At 52.6% G+C, this 21,005-nt stretch carries 18 protein-coding genes; 7 read left to right on the top strand and 11 right to left on the bottom strand.

Annotation, left to right across the window (positions count from 1 at the left end):
- Positions 1-15 precede the first annotated feature (15 nt).
- Positions 16-1,803, bottom strand: a complete 1,788-nt coding sequence (locus CDH47_RS08765) for a TolC family outer membrane protein (protein ID WP_100639509.1) — start codon at positions 1,801-1,803, stop codon at positions 16-18.
- Between the two features lie 410 nt (positions 1,804-2,213).
- Between CDH47_RS08765 and CDH47_RS08760 the strand changes: the two genes are divergently transcribed.
- From CDH47_RS08760 to CDH47_RS08730, 7 genes are all read left to right on the top strand, one after another.
- Positions 2,214-2,975, top strand: coding sequence for a response regulator (locus tag CDH47_RS08760; protein ID WP_205077555.1), 762 nt, complete (start codon positions 2,214-2,216; stop codon positions 2,973-2,975).
- Positions 2,976-2,993: 18 nt separating this feature from the next.
- Positions 2,994-5,432 (top strand): hybrid sensor histidine kinase/response regulator, encoded by a 2,439-nt coding sequence (locus tag CDH47_RS08755; RefSeq protein ID WP_100639507.1) that lies wholly within the window; start codon positions 2,994-2,996, stop codon positions 5,430-5,432.
- Between the two features lie 410 nt (positions 5,433-5,842).
- Positions 5,843-6,913 (top strand): tRNA dihydrouridine(20/20a) synthase DusA, encoded by a 1,071-nt coding sequence (gene dusA / locus CDH47_RS08750; protein ID WP_100639506.1) that lies wholly within the window; start codon positions 5,843-5,845, stop codon positions 6,911-6,913.
- 141 nt (positions 6,914-7,054) lie between these two features.
- Positions 7,055-8,023: a transaldolase gene (gene tal / locus CDH47_RS08745; RefSeq protein ID WP_100639505.1), complete on the top strand. Its 969-nt coding sequence runs from the start codon at positions 7,055-7,057 to the stop codon at positions 8,021-8,023.
- 63 nt (positions 8,024-8,086) lie between these two features.
- A complete protein-coding gene (locus CDH47_RS08740) occupies positions 8,087-8,536 on the top strand; it encodes a tellurite resistance TerB family protein (protein ID WP_100639504.1) in 450 nt (149 codons plus the stop codon).
- Positions 8,537-8,560: 24 nt separating this feature from the next.
- Positions 8,561-9,688: a 3-deoxy-7-phosphoheptulonate synthase gene (locus CDH47_RS08735; protein ID WP_100639503.1), complete on the top strand. Its 1,128-nt coding sequence runs from the start codon at positions 8,561-8,563 to the stop codon at positions 9,686-9,688.
- Positions 9,685-10,476 (top strand): glycerophosphodiester phosphodiesterase, encoded by a 792-nt coding sequence (locus CDH47_RS08730; protein ID WP_100639502.1) that lies wholly within the window; start codon positions 9,685-9,687, stop codon positions 10,474-10,476. The genes CDH47_RS08735 and CDH47_RS08730 overlap by 4 nt, the downstream gene beginning before the upstream one ends.
- A gap of 11 nt (positions 10,477-10,487) precedes the next feature.
- On the opposite strand, the gene sthA is transcribed toward CDH47_RS08730, so the two are convergent.
- From sthA to CDH47_RS08680, 10 genes are all read right to left on the bottom strand, one after another.
- The gene (sthA, locus tag CDH47_RS08725) at positions 10,488-11,879 is read right to left on the bottom strand and encodes a Si-specific NAD(P)(+) transhydrogenase (RefSeq protein ID WP_100639501.1); all 1,392 of its coding nucleotides are present in this window, start codon (positions 11,877-11,879) and stop codon (positions 10,488-10,490) included.
- A gap of 65 nt (positions 11,880-11,944) precedes the next feature.
- Positions 11,945-12,196, bottom strand: coding sequence for a (Na+)-NQR maturation NqrM (gene nqrM / locus CDH47_RS08720; RefSeq protein WP_100639500.1), 252 nt, complete (start codon positions 12,194-12,196; stop codon positions 11,945-11,947).
- 12 nt (positions 12,197-12,208) lie between these two features.
- On the bottom strand, positions 12,209-13,261 hold the full coding sequence (locus CDH47_RS08715; RefSeq protein ID WP_100639499.1) for an FAD:protein FMN transferase: 1,053 nt from the start codon (positions 13,259-13,261) through the stop codon (positions 12,209-12,211).
- 9 nt (positions 13,262-13,270) lie between these two features.
- Positions 13,271-14,497 carry an NADH:ubiquinone reductase (Na(+)-transporting) subunit F gene (gene nqrF, locus CDH47_RS08710; protein ID WP_100639498.1) on the bottom strand — a complete coding sequence of 409 codons (1,227 nt, stop codon included), beginning with the start codon at positions 14,495-14,497 and terminating at the stop codon, positions 13,271-13,273.
- A 37-nt stretch (positions 14,498-14,534) separates the two neighbouring features.
- Complete coding sequence (gene nqrE, locus CDH47_RS08705; RefSeq protein ID WP_100639497.1) at positions 14,535-15,143, bottom strand: NADH:ubiquinone reductase (Na(+)-transporting) subunit E; 609 nt, start codon at positions 15,141-15,143, stop codon at positions 14,535-14,537.
- On the bottom strand, positions 15,143-15,808 hold the full coding sequence (locus tag CDH47_RS08700) for an NADH:ubiquinone reductase (Na(+)-transporting) subunit D (RefSeq protein ID WP_100639496.1): 666 nt from the start codon (positions 15,806-15,808) through the stop codon (positions 15,143-15,145). The genes nqrE and CDH47_RS08700 overlap by 1 nt, the downstream gene beginning before the upstream one ends.
- A 2-nt stretch (positions 15,809-15,810) precedes the next feature.
- Complete coding sequence (locus CDH47_RS08695; protein WP_100639495.1) at positions 15,811-16,614, bottom strand: Na(+)-translocating NADH-quinone reductase subunit C; 804 nt, start codon at positions 16,612-16,614, stop codon at positions 15,811-15,813.
- Positions 16,607-17,815 (bottom strand): NADH:ubiquinone reductase (Na(+)-transporting) subunit B, encoded by a 1,209-nt coding sequence (locus tag CDH47_RS08690; RefSeq protein WP_100639494.1) that lies wholly within the window; start codon positions 17,813-17,815, stop codon positions 16,607-16,609. The genes CDH47_RS08695 and CDH47_RS08690 overlap by 8 nt, the downstream gene beginning before the upstream one ends.
- 4 nt (positions 17,816-17,819) lie before the next feature.
- Positions 17,820-19,166, bottom strand: coding sequence for a Na(+)-translocating NADH-quinone reductase subunit A (locus tag CDH47_RS08685; protein ID WP_100639493.1), 1,347 nt, complete (start codon positions 19,164-19,166; stop codon positions 17,820-17,822).
- A 262-nt stretch (positions 19,167-19,428) separates the two neighbouring features.
- Positions 19,429-20,859 (bottom strand): glyceraldehyde-3-phosphate dehydrogenase, encoded by a 1,431-nt coding sequence (locus CDH47_RS08680; RefSeq protein ID WP_420843677.1) that lies wholly within the window; start codon positions 20,857-20,859, stop codon positions 19,429-19,431.
- Between the last annotated feature and the right edge of the window lie 146 nt (positions 20,860-21,005).

The raw sequence follows: 21,005 nt of genomic DNA, 5'->3' as shown, positions 1-21,005 counted from the left end.
AAGAGCTTTTTAAACTCACCTTCTGGTATGGGTAACGCGCACCTCAACACGACGATTCAGGGCCCTGCCCTCAGCTGTGTCGTTGGTTGCATTGGGCTGATAAGAACCTGCGCCCGAAACCAGCATCACCGTTTCATCAACGCCGCTGTCGATGAGTGCATCACGCACCGCTATGGCACGGGCCAGAGACAGCTCGCGGTTCAACGCATCGCTACCCGAACTGTCGGTGTGTCCAACAATGTTGATGGATTTAACCGTGTCGCGCTCCAACAAACGGCGCGCGAATTGCTGCAGGCGGGCCATAGCCTCGGGTTTGAACTCGGCACTGCCAATGTCAAACAGGGTGTCGCTGCCGAAGCTCAGAACTTCTTCGGTCTCTGCTGTTTCAAGGTAACGGTCAAAGCTTCTGTCGCCCTCATTGGGGAGTGTGCAGTAGCGGCTGGAGCCCGGATTCACAGAGCGATTGATATCCCCCAGATCTGGCAGCTCCTGGCTGGTTACATTCAGAGTACCTAGCAGGCGCCCCATACTATGAAGGGTTTGCAGGCGATTAATTTCCAGATCATAGGTGCCGTTGATGTAGGCACGTTCGGCCTGGAAAAACTCGTTTTCAGAATCCAGCACATCCAGTAAAGAGCGACGCCCTATGTCAAATTGTTCACGATAAGCGCCAAGCACCCCTTCCGCTTTCTCGCGGTGGGCTTCGAGGGAGTCCAACTTAACCTGCAAGTTAAGCACATCGCCGTGGGCAATGGTTGCTGTCTGGCGCAAATCAACGCAGGTTTTATCCCGCATGCTCTCTGCCAGGCTTATCCGGCGGTCCGCCGCACGTTCTGCCGCCCGGTCACTGCCACCGCGGTACAGGTTGTAGCGCGCACGCAATTCGATAACCGTGTCGCCGCCGTACGAATCGGGGTCTGTGCGCCTGTCAAAACTGTTGTTGTTTTTATAAACACCATGGCGGGCGCCCAGTTCGAGTGTGGGATAACGGCCCGACTTGGCCTCGCCATAGGAAGCCTCGGATGCCTGAATTTCCTCAAAAGCAGCAAACAATGCCGGGTTGTTGGCATACACTGTTGTGAGAACCTGCCACAAATCCTCTGGCACCCGCTCTGCTTGCACTTCAAAGGGGCTTAACTCCTCAGCCGGAAAGCGCCCAACCAGGCGCTGAAAACGCGCGGTTACGCTCTGCAGGTTGGCAATCTCGGTCATCAAATTGGAACGGGCAAGAGACAAACGCCCATCTATCTGCTTCAAGTCGGCCCGGTTACTGACACCTTGGGCGGCGCGTTCACTAACATGGCGCTGCACCCGCTGGTGGTTGGCCACGTTTTGCTGCGCCAGGGCAACCAGTTCCCGGTGCCTGAGAACACTCAGGTAAACCTCAGAGGCCTCAAGCGCCTTGGTTTCAGCCTCATCCAGCAGCTCGTAATAACGGGCTCGACTACTGTGTTCGGCCCTGGCTACGGCATTGCGCACCCGAAACCCGTCAAACAGCATTTGCGTGAGCGATACTTCAGCATAATTGCGGCTAAAGCTGCCCCGACCATCAAATTCACGATCCCCCATACCAACAGAGCCATTCAAATCCAACGAAGGCAAGTATCCACCGAAGGCTTCCCGTTGGTCGTGAGTAGAAGCCTGAAAGGCGTTCAGACGAATCTGCAACTCAGGATTGGTGTCAAGCGTTTCTCTCACAACACTCAAAAGATCATCTTGTTGCACTGTTGCTGCTGCAACGGTTGCGGAATAACTCAAAGAAACTGCAAGGGCTAATTTCGCGAGAGAGGGAGTTCTGGCCATAATGTCCTCAAGGCAACCGGTACAGGCCACAGACCTGAAACGAATGAATTATTACGCTGGCTTTTCTTGGGGTTTGCAGACGCTGGACAGAGGCGAGCATGGTAGAAAGCTTGGAGCACACCCGAGCCTGACAGCACCCAACTCAAAGCTGCGAGTTATAAAATCTGCGTTACCCAAGCCTACCCCCCAGGATGGAGAGAACTTGTGATTGGAGGCCAAAACCTGTGCTCGCAGGTAAAACTTTTACCAGCAATCGCCCTGAGTCAAAAGCACTCCAAGCCAGCCAGCGTGCATGTTGTAGACTTGTTGATTGCAGAAGCAGTGCACTACATACTGTGTCTACCTAAAGATAGGTAGACACATATAAAAGCCTCCGCGGAGCCGGGCGGCAGTCATTCAGAAGGATGAAGATGGAGACGCTTGAAGATAGACGAATTCTGGTTGTCGACGATGAAGAAGCAGACCGCATGCTACTTACCGCCTATCTTCAACGGCACGGCTGTAGATTATTCTATGCGATGGATGGCTTGGACGGCATCGAAAAAGCCCGTGCTCTGCAACCCGACCTGATTCTGATGGATTCGGAGATGCCTCGCTGCACAGGCCAGGACGCCTGCAAAATAATCACGCAGGACCCGCGCACAAACCACATCCCCGTAATTTTTATCTCCGGCATGACCTCGCCAGAGCACCGAGTCAGAGGGCTACTTGCGGGTGCTGTTGACTACATCAACAAACCCTTTGACTTTAACGAGGTAAAACTGCGGCTGGCCATACATCTGAGGCAGAAGCCTCCTGCACCAGCCAGCAGGGGGGAAGGCAAACCCGAAACAGCTTCGGTCAGTAACCGGGATGTCATTGTGTTTCACTCCACACGCACGCACCTGCTGAAATCATTGTCTGAAACGCCCACAATGAAAGAGCTGGAAAAACTGACAGGAACCAACAGCAAGCACTTGAATACAGCATTCAAGGCCTGCGCCGGCGTGACGGTGTACGAGTATCTTAGGGAAGAACGCATGAAGGAGGCCCGGGGGTTACTGCAACGCACAAACCTGCCCGTGAAAGACATTTCACTTCAGGTTGGGTTTACGGATAGCGGAAACTTTGCCACCGCATTCAAAGACCGGTTCGGGCTAACACCCAGAGAATTTCGACAGCAGCACAGCTGACTTCAGGGAAGTTATTTTTTGAATTATAACCGCCGAATAAACACGCTTACTACAATTATCGCCTCGCTATTTTTTGTTCTATCATCCGCGGCACTGGCAAACACTGCGCCCAGCCAAAGCCCGGTTATAGATCTGGCAAGCACAGCGGATAGTAAAGAGCTTATAGGTGCGATGCTGGCAATTCCCAGGCTCAGTAATGTTCAAAGCCTCAGCGACGCTCTGATACACACCGACTGGATTCAGCCCGACAACGACAACCTGGCCGCCCCTCGTCAACACAGTACAATCTGGCTAAAGGCTTCGTTACACAACAGTAGTGAACACCCGCTCATACGCTGGCTGGTATTAGAGCCATGGAGAATGAACCGGGTAGACGCGTACTTTCTTGACCCAAACACTCAAAAAACTCTCTGGCAGAAGGCCACAGGGCTTGCCATTTCTTTACAGGATCGCGCTGTAAAAAATGGTAAAACCATAATTCCGGTGCAGCTCAACGCAGGCGAAACCCAACAACTGTTTATTAAGATTTATAGTGACAGCCTTCCCTTTGTCAGCGTAAAAAGCTGGGAGCCAGTCTCTTATTCACAGAGCATCAATCAAAACCGGATATTCCAGGCCGCACTGTTTGCAGGCATTCTCACTCTACTGGTGGTTCTGATACTCCAGTTCAACGCTGGTTTTTTGTTGACCGGTTTATGGTTGTTATCCGGATTTATTGTGGAAGCTGAAAAAGACGGTTTTTTCAGCAATTATTTGCTGACGTTTCTCCAAAACTACTCGATAAATCTGAGAGTTTCTACAGCAGTATTCACATCACAATTGTTCTTAGCGGCATCAGTTTTCCTGCTGGGCTTTAACAAACATCGCTTCTGGCGTAGGTTTCTCATCCTGACCGCCCTCTCAATGCCCATCATTGCCAGCCTCACTTTTGTACTCGATGGTGTTGCTATCCGGCAACTGGGCACTGTGATTATGATTGCGTACCTCGCAGCCTGGCTGTTTCTGGTAGCGCCTGTTTTACGCGCGTCGCGTTCAGAGCCAGCAAAGCTACTGCTTTTGCTACTGCTGTCCATTTATTGGACCACCACCACGCTCGCGCTGTTAAAGTATATCTTCAACTTTGACTACACCACTGCCTCTACATTTACACGAATTTCTATCGAAATCATGGTCGCAGTTGCTTTAATACTGACATTCAATTGGCAGCAAAAAAACCGGCTGAGCACTGCTGAGAAAACGCTAAAAGAACAAGAGTCCGAGTACCTGCGCACCTTGGAACGAGCAGTCGCAAGCCGCACAGAAGAGTTAAACACCGCTCTTGAAACTGCCAAAAAGGCCAGCACGGCAAAGGTGAATTTCCTGGGGCAAGTCACCCACGATTTAAGATCGCCATTAACCGCCATTCTGGGTTATGCCCAGCTCCAGGCGGGTGGAGTGGTGGCTGCCGAAAAAGCAACGAAGGTCATCCAGGACCGGGCGCTCTACATGAAAGACCTGATCGATGGGCTGGTCGACTACGCCCATGACGTATCGGCAGATGATGATGCGCTTCAAGATATCTATCTTCTGGCGTTTATCGACAACCTGGTCAATCACGCCCACATTATCGCCGGCAATCAAAATAACCAGTTTCAGCTCAAGATTGAAACAGACCTGCCAACGGTCATACGCTGCAGCAACAAGCAGCTACAGCGCATTTTGCTCAACCTTCTGGACAATGCCTCGAAATACACCAGCGAAGGCAGTTTTTCTCTGTCTATTGCAGTTGCAAACACTTCAGGCCAGGAACAATCACTGATCTTCCGTGTAAGCGATACCGGGCGGGGAATACCAGCCGACGTTCTCAAAAATATCTACACCCCCTTTTACCAAAGCTCAGAAAGCAACCCAGGCGCCGGCCTTGGCTTGGCAATCTGCTTTGAGCTCACAGAAAAACTTGGCGGCACCCTTGAGCTAGAAAGTGAGCCAGGCAAAGGCACTACAGCTACTTGCACAATTCCCTATATAGCCGGCGATGAGCAACTTGCTGCGACATCTCTTGCAGCGGTACAGGATTTATTGCCTAAATTTGACGCCCAGGGCCAGATAGCCTGGATTGTGGATGACTCTCAAGCAATTCGCGACGCACTGGATGAGGAGTTCTCTGATATGGGCTTTGAGGTAAAACTCTTCACAACTGCTGAGGCATGCGTAGAAGCCGCCGCAAACCCTAATGGCGTACCTTCGATCATTAGTACTGACTACCGCTTACCGGGTGCCTCTGGCGAAGACGTACTCCTAGCCGCACGCTCCCAATGGCCAAATCTGCCAGTGGTACTACTCTCAGGTACCCTCAACAGCAATCCACGACGAGAAGAAAACAGCACCGAACGCTTCAATGCTTACCTGTCCAAACCCGTCGACCGGCTGGAACTGCGTATGACAGTGTCGGAACTCTGCACCCTGACGTCAGAGTAATGCCTGATACCTATGCCAATTCGGGCCATCGCTCGATTTAGTCGCCTTCATTATCCGCAAGTTTAAAAGTTTTCAGGTATCTCAAATTCGAAACTTGCTCCACCAGAACTCAACAAAGACTTCGAGCTATCGGTCGATCAAATATTCGGCTCTCCTGATACAGAATTTTACCTCACGCTTGAGCCCCACATCGGCTATTACTCATAGGGCAATACCAACCCAATACACCGGCTAAATAGTTTTCCTGATAGAATCGGCAATTCGAATAGCCCGTTTGAACGTATCGTTCAGGCCACGAGCTTTGCTTTGAAGGTTGGCCAAACACGGGGCCAGATTTGGGTGCTACAAGCCCGAGTCTGTAGCACTCTTGTAGCACCGAGACCCTAAAAACGGGCAGAATTGAGCAATAAATGATCAAAAACGCAGCTTCAGAAAACCTCCAAAACCACCCCTCAACCCCTGCAAACACTGGGCTTGAGCCATCCCGGCGCTTTTGCGTCGCGCCGATGATGGATTGGACCACCCCGCATTACAGGTACCTTGCCCGTCTGCTCAGCCAGCACACCCTGCTCTACACCGAAATGGTCACCACCGGTGCGCTGATCCACGGGGATACTGAACGGTTTTTGCGCCATGATCCTGCGGAGTACCCTTTGTCCCTGCAGCTTGGCGGCAGTAATGCGAAGGATCTCGCCCATTGTGCGCGGCTTGCGGAAGATTTTGGCTTCAGCGAGGTAAACCTTAACGTTGGCTGCCCCAGCGACCGGGTTCAGAACAATATGATTGGCGCCTGCCTGATGGCGCAACCTGATAAGGTGGCAGAAGCCGTCAGGGCAATGATTGAAGCAACTCGCCTTCCGGTTACAGTTAAACACCGTATAGGCATTAACGGCCGCGAATCCTGGGAAGACCTGTGTGAATTTGTAGACAAAGTCTCCGCTGCCGGATGCCGCACTTTCATTGTTCATGCCCGCATTGCGATTCTCGAAGGGCTCAGTCCGAAGGAAAACCGGGATGTTCCGCCGCTGAAATACGATTGGGCATACCAACTGAAGCAAAAATATCCGCACCTTGAGATCATTATCAACGGCGGCATAAAGACCTTCGAAGAATGCCATGAACACCTGAAATATACAGACGGCGTAATGCTCGGCCGGGAGGCTTACCACAACCCCTGGCTTCTGGCAGGCGTGGATTCAGCATTCTTTGGCGCTGAGCCCCCTGCAAGGTCGCGCCACGATGTACTCAGAGCCATGTACCCGTTTATTGAGAGTGAACTGAAGCGCGGTGTATTCCTTGGCCATATGTCCCGACATTTTCTTGGGCTTTTTCATGGCATGCCCGGTGGTCGCCAATTCCGCCGATACATCAGCGAAAACGCCCATAAGTCTGGTGCAGGCCTGGAGGTGATTCAGGCCGCACTGGAGAAGGTTCCAGAGTCGCAGCAGCCAGTGCCAACGGAAACCGCAATCCGCGCCTGATCGAATTCTTAAGGTTCTATTACCGCAACCTTACCTTTTGCTGTCTTGTTCCTGCCTTTGCAGCCCGTTATTGTAGAAGCATTACCCCGCATCCGGGATTTGGATGTGCCTACAAAAACATCAATCGGGACGACGTTACGAATGACCAACAAGCTTGACCAACTGAAAACCATGACCACGGTAGTGGCAGATACAGGTGATATTGATGCTATCGCCCAATGGCGCCCCGAGGATGCCACAACAAACCCCTCGTTGTTACTGAAAGCAGCTGCCTCCAATGCTTACCGCCCCATGCTGGAAAAGGCCGTGACCATGGCTCGCAAGCAAGCGAGTTCAGATGCCGAGCAGTTAACCCTGGCCACCGACATGCTCGCCGTTCTGGCAGGCCAGGAAATACTCAACCTTATACCGGGTGTGGTTTCTACAGAAGTTGATGCACGTTTATCATTTGACACCGAAGCCACGCTCAAGCGAGCCCGTAGACTTATAGCGCTTTATGATCAGCAGGGAGTGGATACAAGCCGGGTTCTTATCAAGGTAGCAGCTACCTGGGAAGGAATCCGCGCTGCAGAGATACTTGAGCAAGAAGGCATTCGTTGCAACCTTACGTTGCTGTTCTCGTTTGTTCAGGCGGTTGCCTGTGCACAGGCCGGCGCCTTCCTGATTTCGCCATTCGTTGGGCGCATACTGGACTGGCACCTCGCCAACAGTGGTCGCGACCACTTCCCTGCTGCCGAAGACCCTGGAGTGCTCTCGGTCACGCGAATCTACAACTATTATAAGGCAAATGGCTTCAATACCGTGGTTATGGGTGCCAGCTTCCGTAATATTGGAGAAATCGAAATGCTGGCCGGCTGCGACCGACTGACAATAAGCCCTGCATTGTTGCAGGAGCTACAAGATGATCAGGGAAGCCTGGAACAGAGGCTATCAGCCACCGGGGCCAGCTCAACCGACGGCTTTGGCTTTCTGGATGAGAAGCGCTTTCGCTGGGAGTCCAATGAAGACGCCATGGCTACCGAAAAGCTGGCAGACGGCATTCGCCGTTTTGCCATCGACCAGATTGAGCTGGAAAACCGGGTGCGCCAACTGGCCTCTGAAGCGGCCTGACCCAATGCACTTCCAAGGCAATCCCAGTGTGGTTTTAATACACCAGAATAATTGTGGCAAATTATGATTGAAAGCCTTAAAAAGCTGTTTAGTGTGCCGAAAACGGAGCATCATAAACCCGATGAGCACCAGCTTGCGATCGCTGCAACCGCTTTGATGGTGCAGCTTTCACGGGTGGATAGCGAGCAGGATGAACGAGAACTGCAGGCGATCATTGATTGCGCCATAAAAACTCACCAACTAACACGGGAAGAAGCGGAAGACATCCTGAACACTGCTCTGAACCATGCTGAGGACGCCACCTCACTTTATGAGTTTACCGGGCAGATTAACGAGGCGCTGGACCAGGACGCAAAACAAATACTGCTGGAGAACATCTGGCAGGTTGCGCTGGCGGATGACCGCATCGATAAATACGAAGAACACCTTATTCGCCGTATCGCCGACTTGCTCCACCTTAACCACCGGGAGTTCATGCAGGCACGGCACAAGGCAGAGAGCGCACGCTCTTAATCTGCCGAACAAAAAGGAGACCGCATGCTAGCCATTCTTCACCCTAACACCCCTTTGGATAGTGAAGCCTATCTCCAGACCATGCATTATCTGGAGCACCTCCCGGGCGTGTCTGTTCGGGTACATGAGATTCAGGGAGTCAGCCAGCGGCTGACTGAAATATACCTGCTGGGGGACACCAAGCCCCTGGATAAAGAGGATATCGAAGCCCTGCCGGCTGTTGAGCGGGCGGTTCGAATATCCGACGATTACCGGATTCTGGGGCGCCACCGGGATGATAACCGTCAAACCGGTTTCAGCTATAACGGTGTCGATTTCAATCAATCCAACCTCAATATTTTCGCCGGTCTTTGCGCTGTTGATATTCCAGAACATGTTGAAATGATGCTGAAAGCGCTGGAAGAGAACGGCCAGGTCTGTACCCGCATGGGCGCCTACAAGCCCCGCACTAACCCCTATTCATTCCAGGGACATGGCAAGGGCTGCCTGCCCTGGGTGTTTGAAAAAGCCGGCAAACACGGCATCAAAGTGGTTGCCATGGAGATTACCCATGAAAGTCATATTGATGAGATAGACAACTGCCTCGAAAAACTTGGCCGCCCAACCGGCGTTATGCTTCAGGTAGGCACCCGCAATACTCAGAACTTTGAACTACTGAAAGCCATTGGCCGGCAGAGCACCTATCCGGTTCTGCTCAAGCGGGGGTTCGGCATTACTCTGAACGAATCCCTGAATGCGGCGGAATATCTGGCCAGTGAAGGCAACGCAAACGTTATTTTCTGTTTGCGTGGTATGAAAACCGAAGCCGGCCAGCCGCACCGCAACATGGTGGATTTTGCCCATGTGCCAGCGGTTAAGAGGCTTACGCGTATGCCGGTCTGCGTGGACCCGTCCCACTCTGTTGGCACACGGGAAAAATCCCCGGACGGTATCCTGGACGTAATGCACGCGACCGCACAAGGAGTGATCGCAGGAGCCAACATGGTGCTGGTGGACTTCCATCCAAAGCCGGAAAAAGCTTTGGTAGACGGGCCCCAGGCATTGCTTATGAACGAACTGCCGGCCTACCTCGAAGATATACAGTTGTGCCACGACACCTGGAAAAAGCGCCAGGCCATTTACCAACGTCTTAAAGGTGAAACGCCGGCATGATCGTCTACGGACATCGGGGGGCAAAAGGTGAAGCCCCGGAAAACACCCTGCCCGGATTCAGGCATGCTCACAGGCAGGGTGTGAGGCATTTTGAGCTCGACATTGTGCTATCAAAAGATGGCAAGCCAGTGCTGGTGCACGATCTTACGATTGACCGAACTACCGACCAGAAAGGCGAGGTTGCCCAATACACAGCCGCAGAGCTTGCCGCTATGGACGCCCGAAGAAACACCAGCCCGTGGCCGGAGAGGGCTGGGATTCCCTCTCTTGAAGACTTGCTGGAAACATTCGACGACCTTGAGCATTTACAGCTGGAGGTAAAAACCGATAGCCGCGCCAGGCTGAACGTCCTTTGCAACCGGCTAACGGAAATTATCCAACACCGGAATCTCTACCAAACAGCAGCGATTACGTCAGCGGACACCTGGTTTTTGAAGGAAATACGCAGAAGAAACAAACGCATTCGCACCGGGCTGGTTACAGAGCGTCGCTTTCCAAGGCCCCTTGGCCTGGCCACGCGCCTTGGCTGCGACTACCTGTGCATCAACTGGAAGCTGTGTTCGCCAGAATTGGTGGAAAATGCACGACGCAAGGAAATGCATGTGTCCTGCTGGACAGTAAACCGCATCCAGGACATGCTTCGGCTTGAAGCCATGGGGGTGGACAGCGTTATAACAGACTACCCGACAAGCACGCGCATGTTTTTTGATAACCGTGCACAGGCCTCGCTATCGCTGCCTGAACGCAACGAATTACCGGCAGGCAATGAGGGGTTACCCGCCGGCTAACCCTGAACCGGTCAGAATATCCGGTTCAGGCCATTCAACGCTGCGACGCGATAGGCTTCCGCCATGGTCGGGTAGTTGAAAGTTGTGTTAATGAAGTAGTTCAGTGAGTTAGCCTCACCCTCCTGGTTCATGATCGCCTGGCCGATGTGGACGATTTCAGCTGCTTGGTCACCGAAGCAGTGAATGCCCAGGATCTGCCGGGTTTCACGGTGAAACAGGATTTTCAGCATACCCACCGCTTCGCCGGTAATCTGAGCCCGGGCAAGATCCTTGAAGAACGCCTGGCCCACCTCGTAAGGCACCTTGGCTTCCGTCAGCTCACGCTCGGTTTTACCCACGGAACTGATCTCCGGAATCGTATAAATGCCCGTGGGCACATCCGTCACAAACCGGAAGTAGTCGTCCTGCACTATGTCCGAAGATGCTGAGCGGCCCTGGTCATAAGCGGCACTGGCCAGGCTTGGCCATCCGATTACGTCCCCGGCAGCATAGATATTCTCCACCTCAGTGCGGTAGTGCTCATCTACGGCCACCTGACCCCGGCTGTTCGGCGTCAAGCCCACGTTTTCAAGCCCCAGGCCATCTGTATTACCACTTCGGCCATTACACCAGAGAAACGCATCTGCACGGATTTTCTTGCCGGATTCCAGTGATAGAACCACGCCATGGTCATCACCGTCCACTGAGGAGTACTCCTCGTTATGGCGCACCAGAACACCGTTATTACGCAGGTGGTAACTCAGAGCATCCGAGATTTCATCATCCAGAAATGACAGCAAACGGCTGCCCGGGTTGATCAAATCCACCTTCACACCCAGGCCCGAAAAGATAGATGCGTATTCAGAACCGATAACCCCGGCACCGTAAATAATCAGCGTGCGGGGTGTGTGCGAGAGGTTGAGTATGGTGTCTGAGTTGTAAATTCTATGGTGACGGAAGTCCAGATCAGGTGGTAAATATGGGCGTGAGCCCGTCGCAATAACAGCCTGTTTGAAATGCAGAATCTCAACAGATTTGTTCCCGCGAACTTCCAGCCGGTTCTTGTCCAGAAATGAAGCGCGCCCGTTGATCAGGTCTACCCGGTTGCGGGAATAGAACTGGGTTCTCAGTTTTACCTGCTTACCAATAACCTTCTGTGCGCTCTGTAACACTCGGGGAAACGAGAACCAGCGGGGCTCTCCGATGTCCCGGAACATCTGGTTGGTATTAAAGGTAATGATCTGTTTGACTGAGTGACGCAAAGCCTTGGAAGGAATCGTGCCCCAATGGGTGCAGTTGCCTCCCACTGTGGGCTTGTCTTCAACGATAGCAACACGCTTGCCATGCTTCGTCGCATTCATTGCCGCACCTTCACCTGAAGGCCCGGCACCGATAACGACGACGTCGTAATGATGTTCTGCCATTCGCGCAGTAACTCCTTATCTACGTCGTGAAAAGTAGTCGTAATTATTCAATAATTTGCCAGCGTTTACTGTTTTATACCTGGCTTGGAAGCATCGTAAGCCAGATCGTCGACTGCTACGGCTTCTGAAGCCACACGCTGATTTTCTTCCTCACATTTCTGAGTATTGCCACCGCAAATGTCACACGAGGAGCTGATGCCAAGAGCACCAATACCACCACAGGTACCACTGATTGGCTTACGCCCGAAAATGACGCCAACCGACATGCCGGCAACCAGCAAAACCACAATCAACAAAACCAGAAGAAAGATACCCATGTTGCCCGCCTCCTACTGAGTAACGTAGGACGAAAACGCCGGAGTCTGATGCGACTCGAACCCGTTTGCCGTCCGAATAATAAAATAGGCAGGAATATTCTCCCGCGTTGCGAGCGCATTCGCCCGCTCATAACCCATCACTGTAAAACCAGTAGCCAGTGCATCCGCTGTCATGCTGTCTTCAGCAATTACCGTAACAGAAGCCAGATGGTGCGAAATCGGCTGTCCAGTTTCAGGGTCTATTGTATGGGATAAACGACGCCCTTCCGATTCGTAATAGTTACGATAGTCGCCGGAAGTGGCCATCGCCTTCGACGGTAAAGTAACGATTCGGTTTACGGAGTGCTCTTCACCCTCTGCAGGTTGCTCGATGGCTAACCGCCAAACACTGCCGTCAGGCTTTTGCCCCTGAGTACGCACCTCACCTCCTATTTCTACGAGATAGGCCTTGATACCTTCACTATCAAGGTAGCGGGCAACAACATCTACTCCGTAGCCTTTGGCGATTGCTGAAAGGTCAATATACTGGGGCAAAGAAGCTTTTACAGCGGGCGGATCTGCCTGAAGTGAGAGATTCTCAAAACCTGTTGAAGCGAGGGCGCGGGCAAGCTCTTCGTCAGAAGGAACTTCTACAGGACGGGCATCCGGCCCGAAACCCCAGAGATTGACCACTGGCCCAATGGTTATATCGAAGGCTCCCTCAGTCAACCGCGAAATCTCTGCAGATCGGGACAGCACTTCGTATAGTGGGTCGGATACTGGTATCCAATCCGATTGATCTTCAAGGCTGTTCAGCCTGGACAGTTCAGAGTCGTCCCTCCAGGTCGACATGGACGCATCCACACCGTCAAGCGCTTCGTCGATACCTTGCGCCAGCGCCTCAAGTCTCTGGTGATCTTCCGCCAAGACAACACTGATATGGTAACTGGTACCAAATACAGGCCCGGATATTTCCCAGATTTCTTCATCCGGCTGAAATGAGCAACCCGCCAGGGCCACCAGTACCAGCATCATAAAGATGCTGGCAAAGGCCGCCCGGGCGGGTTCAAAGATACTGGATGTCATATAAAAGGTTTAACCCCCGAAGTCATCCAGCATGATGTTCTCTTCTTCAACGCCCATATCCTTCAGCATCTTGATTACGGATGCGTTCATGATTGGGGGCCCGCACATATAGTACTCACAATCTTCCGGAGCAGGATGATCCTTCAGATAGTTTTCGTAGAGCACGTTGTGGATGAAGCCCGTAGGGCCTTCCCAATTGTCTTCAGGCTGTGCGTCGGAGAGAGCAACATGCCATTCGAAGTTGTCATTCTCTTCGGCAAGCATGTCGAAGTCTTCCACGTAAAACATCTCGCGGACACTCCGGGCACCGTACCAGAAGCTGATCTTGCGCTTGGAGTTCAAACGCTTGAGCTGATCGAAGATGTGGGAGCGCATGGGCGCCATGCCCGCACCACCACCAATGAACACCATTTCGGCTTCGGTTTTCTTGGCAAAAAACTCACCAAACGGCCCCATCACCGTAACCTTGTCGCCTGGCTTCAGCTTGAACACATAGCTGGACATGATGCCCGGGTTATGGTCAGTACCAGGAGGAGGAGTCGCGATCCGGATATTGAACTTGAGAACACCCTTCTCTTCCGGATAGTTTGCCATGGAATAGGCGCGCACGGTCTCTTCTTTGTTGATCGTTTTGTAGCGCCAGATATCGTGCTTGTCCCAGTCGCCATGGAACTCTTCCTCGATATCGAAATCCTTGAAGTCGATTTCGAAAGGACCGCACTCCAATTGCACATAACCGCCAGCGCGGAAGTCCACTTCCTCGCCTTCCGGCAACTTGAGTACCAGTTCTTTGATAAAGGTGGCCACGTTGTGGTTGGAGACAACCTCACATTCCCACTTCTTAACGCCGAAGAACTCTTCCGGCACCTCAATCTTCATATCCTGCTTGACCGGTACCTGGCACGACAAGCGCCAGCCTTCCTTCTCTTCACGGTTCGTGAAGTGTGTCTTCTCCGTCGCCAGCATGGCGCCGCCACCCTCAAGCACCTTGCACTTGCACTGTGCGCAGGTGCCGCCGCCGCCGCAGGCAGAAGACAGGAAAATGCCGCTGCCAGCCAGGGTGCCCAGCAGTTTGTCGCCGGCTTCCGTTTTCACGGTGTGTTCCGGGTCATCATTGATTTCGATGGTCACTTCACCGGTGCTTACCAGTTTGGATCTCGCCGCGAGGATGATCGCGACAAGCGCCAGAACGATAACGGTGAACATGACCACGCCGAGTATTATTTCTGTATACATGGTCTCGCCTTTTCGTTAAACCGAATCACCGGGTGAATTACAGGGAAATCCCTGAGAAGGACATAAAGCCAAGGGACATCAAACCAACGGTAATGAAGGTGATACCCAGGCCACGGAGCCCGTCTGGAACGTCACTGTACTTCAGCTTTTCACGGATACCTGCCAGAGCAACGATCGCCAAAGCCCAACCCACACCAGCACCAAAGCCATAAACCACACTTTCACCGAAGGTGTAATCCCGCTCCACCATGAACAGTGCCGCACCAAGAATCGCGCAGTTCACAGTAATCAGGGGCAAAAACACGCCCAGTGCGGAGTAAAGTGCTGGAATATATTTGTCCAGAATCATTTCCATGATTTGAACAATGGCAGCGATAACACCTATGTAGGTAATCAGGCCGAGGAAGCTCAGATCTACATCAGGCAAACCGGCCCAGGCCAGAGCGCCTTCCCGCAGTATGTTGTTGTAGATCAAGTTGTTGACCGGCACGGTCAGCGTGAGAACCACAACAACGGCAATGCCAAGACCCGTCGCAGCTTCTATCTTCTTGGAAATAGCGAGGAACGTGCACATCCCCAGGAAGAACGCGAGTGCCATGTTCTCAATGAAAATTGCCTTGAGAAGCAGGCTGATATAATGCTCCATCAGAAGGCCTCCTTATGGGTATGGCGGGACATTTTGTAGTCCTCTTCTTCTACCTGCTCAGGCATCCAGGTACGCAAACCCCAGATAGCCAGACCAATAATGAAGAAAGCGCTTGGCGGCAGCAGAAGCAGGCCGTTGGTGATGTACCAGCCACCCTCGTTAACCGGCGATAACAGGGTTACACCGAACAGGGAACCCGCGCCCAGCAGCTCGCGGAAAAACGCTACGAACAGCAGCATTACCGAGTAGCCCACGCCGTTGCCTACACCGTCTACGAAGCTCAGCCAGGGGCCGTTCTTCATGGCGAAGCCTTCGGCACGCCCCATAACAATGCAGTTGGTGATGATCAAACCAACGAATACCGAGAGCTGCTTACTGATTTCATAGGCATAAGCTTTCAGTATCTGGTCAACCACAATAACCAGAGAAGCAATAATGGTCATCTGTACGATGATCCGGATGCTGCCCGGGATCTGGGTTCGAACCAGCGATACAGCCAGGTTGGAAAATGCGGTAACCGCAATAACTGACAGGCACATAACAATGGTGACGTTCATGCTGGTGGTTACAGCCAGCGCAGAACAGATACCAAGGATCTGCAGCCCGATCGGGTTGTTGCTGAATATCGGTTCGAAAAGAACCTGCTTGGCGGACATTTCAGACATGATCAGACCTCCCCTTCACGAAGTTTCTTGAGGAACGGTGCGTAACCCCGCTCACCCAGCCAGTAGTTGACCAGATGTTGCACACCGCGACTGGTCAGGGTTGCGCCAGAAAGTGCGTCAACCTTGTGCTGCTTGTCAGGTGTATTGGCGCCCACCCCACCTTTAACCAGGCGAATCTGAGGCTCTGTTTTATCCTGATCGTAAAGCTCTTTGCCAACCCACTGTGATTTCCAGCGTGGGTTATCCACTTCACCACCCAAGCCCGGTGTTTCTGCGTGGGCATAGAAGCCAAGGCCTTCGATCGTATTCAGGTCACCCTCAAGAGACACAAAGCCATACAGCGTCGACCAGAGACCATAACCATGAACCGGCAGTACCACACGCGTCATCTCACCGTTTTCGCTCAAGGTGTAAACCTTGGCAATGTTAGGACGGCGTTTGATACCAGCCTTGTCGTCAGATGACGGAATCTTGGAAGACATCTTGGGGTCTGAGGCGGCTTTGTACATGTCGTATTTCATGGGATCGTTTACATCCACGAAAGACGGTTCTACATAGTCACCGGTATCCAGATCTACCAAGCGCACATCAAACCGGGAAAAAACGCTCTCGATTTCATCAGCGCCGGCTCCGTTCGGCAGCATACCTGCCGCCGCCAGAATGTTGGTTTTGATGTCCAGATTCTGATTCTTGATCTGGGCCGGGCGAAGCACTACCGCAGCGGTTGAAACCACTACGGAGAACACGATACTCAGTACCAGAGCAACAAGCAGCGTTCTGGAGACAGTTTCTTTAGCCTTAGCCACGAGCGAGCCTCCGTTTAACGTTTGCCTGAACCACGTAGTGATCCATGAGCGGGGCAAAAAGGTTAGCGAACAGAATCGCCAGCATGATGCCTTCCGGGAACGCCGGGTTAACAACCCGAATCAGAATCGTCATAACACCTACCAGAATACCGAAGCACCAGCGACCAGTGTTAGTCATTGCTGCTGAAACCGGGTCGGTTGCCATGAACATCATGCCGAAAGCGAAGCCACCCATAACAAGGTGCCAATGGGCCGGAACTGAGAACATGGGGTTGGTTTCGGAGCCGATAACGTTCATGAGGACAGCCGTACCAATCATGCCGATCAGCACACCGCCGACAATTCGGTAGCTGGCAATCCGCATGCCCACCAGAACCAGGCCACCGATAAGCACAGCCACTGTGGAGGTTTCACCCATGGAACCCTGAATGGAGCCCATGAAAGCGTTCATCCAGCCAATGTTGCTTTCCAGGGCCTCAAGGCCACCACTCGCTGCCCAGCTCAAAGCAGTTGCGCCGCTGAACCCGTCAACAGCAGTCCATACTGTGTCGCCCGAGATCTGCGCCGGATAGGCAAAGTACAGGAATGCGCGCCCTGTCAGCGCCGGGTTCAGGAAGTTTTTGCCGGTACCACCGAACACTTCCTTACCGATCACCACACCGAAGGTAATACCCAGTGCAACCTGCCACAAAGGTATGGTTGGCGGGCAAATCAATGCGAACAGGATAGAGCTTACAAAGAAGCCTTCGTTCACTTCATGCCGACGTACGGTGGCGAACAGGACTTCCCATATGCCGCCAACTATAAAGGTAACCGCATAAACAGGGATGAAGTAAGCCATCCCGTAAACGAAGTTGTCCCAGATACCAGCACCCGCTCCGGTTACTGCAAGAGCCTGAATGAAGGCAGTGCGCAACCCGCCGTCACCAATCAGGGCGTCCGGATTCGACGCCAGGAAGTTGTTGGCTTGAAAGCCAATATTCCACATACCAAAGAACATCGCCGGGAACGCACACAACCAAACGGTGATCATGATGCGCTTAAGATCTACCCCGTCGCGCACATGCGAGGTTGTAGAGGTTACCGAGCTAGGCGTGTAGAAAATAGTATCGGCAGCTTCGTACAATGCATACCAGCGCTCGTACTTCCCGCCCTGCTCAAAATGATGCTCGATTCCATCGAGAAACTGTCTGATAGCCATCGTGTTAGCCCTCGATCTCGATTCGGGTCAGGTTCTCACGGAGAATCGGACCGTATTCATATTTACCCGGGCACACAAAGGTGCACAGCGCCAGATCTTCTTCTTCCAGTTCCAGAGCGCCGAGCTTCTGAGCCATTTCGGTGTCCCCTACAATCAGTGCTCGCAGCAACTGGGTTGGCAGGATATCCAGAGGCATCACCTTCTCGTAGGCACCCACTGGCACCATGGCACGCTCACTGCCGTTGGTGGTGGTGGTGAAGTCGAACTTCTTTCCACCAAACAGCTTGGAGAGGTAGATATTCAGAACAGAGAACTTGTTGAGACCCGGGGTCAGCCACCCCATGAAGTATCGCTTGTTGCCCTCTTCCAGTATCGATACCTGGTTTGCAAAGCGACCCAGGTAAGCACAAGGGCCTTCACCGCGGCGACCACCGAACACGGAACCGGAAATCGGGCGAACATCACAGTCTGTGGCTACTTCGCCATCAAGAAGTTCTGCCAGACTGGCGCCGAGACGGGTACGCACCAAACGCGGCTTCAGGGCCTTGGGGCCACCAAGCGCAACAATGCGGCTAACGTTGAGTTCGCCGGTGGTGAACAGGAGCCCTATATCGATCACATCCTGATAATTAACTGCCCAGACAGTCTTGGTTGCGGAAACCGGATCAAGGTGGTGGATATGGGTACCAACGTTCCCGGCGGGGTGCATGCCGTCAAACTGCTGAACGTCGATATTATCCGCCTTGGGAACCGACACGCCCGAACCGGGCCGGCCAGTCACAAATACCTTACCTGAAGTGAGCCGACCCAATATCGTCAGGCCGTTTTCAAAGGCTGCCGCATTTTCAGCGATCACCACAGTGGGATCTGCAGCCAGTGGGTTGGTATCCATAACGGAAACAAAAATAGAGTGAGGAGCGCTGTCGATTGCAGGCACTTTGCTGTAGGGGCGCGTTTTGAACGCTGTCCACAATCCGGACTCCACCAGATTGTCAACCACTTGCTGTCGCTCAAGGCTCGCAAGATCCGAAGCACTGTAGCTGGCAAATGTTTCAGTCTCGTCGCCATCGATCTCGATGACAATTGACTGGAATACCCGTCGCTCACCGCGATTGAGTTCTTTCACCACGCCCGCAGCGGGTGATGTATAACGAACGCCTTCGGTCTTCTTATCCGTGAACAGCAGCGTACCGCGCTTGACACGATCCCCTTCTTTAACAGCCATCGTCGGCTTCATGCCGGTGTAGTCGAAGCCAATCAGCGCCACATGGCGAACTGGCTTACCGTCTGTGATGGTCTGTTCAGGAGCGCCGCTGATGGGAAGATCCAGGCCTTTTTTGATCTTAATCATTAGCCTCATCCAATCATCAGAAACTATTCTATGGATTCGTATTGCCTGACACCGGCGGCCCAGAAAACGTTGAGAAACAGGGAGCCAGACATACCCAAATTCGCGCCAATTATAGAGTTTAAGACAAGCTATTTCCACCTGAAACGAGAGCTGGTTTGTACTGGATCGTAATCCCGCAGCGCACAGCCATGAAAAACAAAAAACCCGGCGACTTTCGACACCGGGTTTCTGGAGCTACGAACGTTGTTTCAGGCGCCTTCCATCAGTCGCGTGAGCGCTTCGGGAAAACGGGGTAGTTGATACCCGCCATTTGATTGACTACCCGAATCACTTGGGCACTGTAGCCAAATTCGTTGTCGTACCAAACATACAAAATCAGGCGCTTACCTCCGGCAATCGTGGCCTGGGCATCAACAATACCGGCATGTCGCGAGCCAACAAAATCTGTTGAGACCACTTCCGGAGAGTTCACAAAGTCGATCTGCTTTTGCAGTTCCGAGTGCAAAGCCATCTCGCGCAGGTAATCGTTAACGCTCTCTACATCCACCTCTTTTTTCAGATTGAGGTTCAAAATCGCCATGGAAACGTTCGGGGTCGGAACGCGGATTGCGTTGCCGGTGAGCTTGCCTTTCAGCTCAGGGAGCGCTTTTGACACAGCTTTTGCCGCCCCTGTCTCGGTAATTACCATGTTCAGCGCAGCACTGCGGCCGCGGCGACTGCCTTTGTGGTAGTTATCGATCAGGTTCTGGTCGTTGGTGTAGGAGTGAACCGTCTCAACGTGGCCATCTTCAATGCCGTATTCGTCGTAAATGGCTTTGAGCACAGGTGTGATGGCGTTGGTGGTACAGGAGGCTGCTGACAGGATTTTGTCTTCGTCAGTTATCCAGTCGTTATTAATACCGTATACGATATTCTTGATATCGCCTTTGCCCGGCGCGGTCAGAATCACACGGCTCACACCTTTGGACTTGAGGTGTAAACCAAGGCCCTCTTCATCACGCCACTTACCCGTATTATCGATAACGATAGCGTTGTTGATGCCGTATTGGGTGTAATCCACTTTATCCGGGCCGTCAGAATAAATCACTTTGATGTAGTTGCCGTTGGCAATCAGAGCAGATTCATCCTCATCGATGCGAATGGTGCCATCAAATGGCCCGTGAACCGAATCGCGGCGCAGCAGGCTGGCACGCTTCTCGAGATCACTGTCGGCGCCACCATGACGCACAACAATTGCTCTCAGGCGCAGGTTGTTACCACCACCGGCCTTTTCAATCAGAATTCGGGCGAGCAGCCGACCAATGCGACCAAAACCATAGAGAACGACATCTTTCGTGCCGTTGCTGGCATCTTCTTCCGATTGTGAAGAATACTGGCCAACCACTGATCCGATTTCATTTTTCAGAAATTCGGTCAGATCACCGCCCTGCTCTTTAAATTTTACTGCCAGTTTGCCGATGTCGACATGCGCACGCCCAAGCTCCATCTGGTCCATGGCTTGCAAGAGCGGCAAGGTGTCGTGAACAGACAGCTCACCACCTTCTACCTGGCGCACATAGCGGTGAGCGCGAATAATATCGATAACTGACTGGTTGATAACGGCTCGGCCATACACCGAGGTAACAACGTTGTTTTTCCGGTAAAGACGACCGATCAGCGGAATCATGGCCTCCGCTATGGATTCTCTGTCCATCCAGTTGGATAGGCACTGGTTAGTCTGTTCGTGGCTCACGGTAGGGACCCCTGTTTCACACGTGGAAGAATTCAGGTTGGGCATTATCCAACTTAAACAGGCTAACGGCAAATACGAACTGGCACGGACCTCTTAGACTTACCGCC

Origin of the sequence: Marinobacter salexigens (genome assembly GCF_002806945.1) — a bacterium.
GTDB lineage: Bacteria > Pseudomonadota > Gammaproteobacteria > Pseudomonadales > Oleiphilaceae > Marinobacter > Marinobacter salexigens.
Note: the sequence above shows the minus strand (reverse complement) of the source record. Positions and strands in the feature narration are given on the sequence as shown.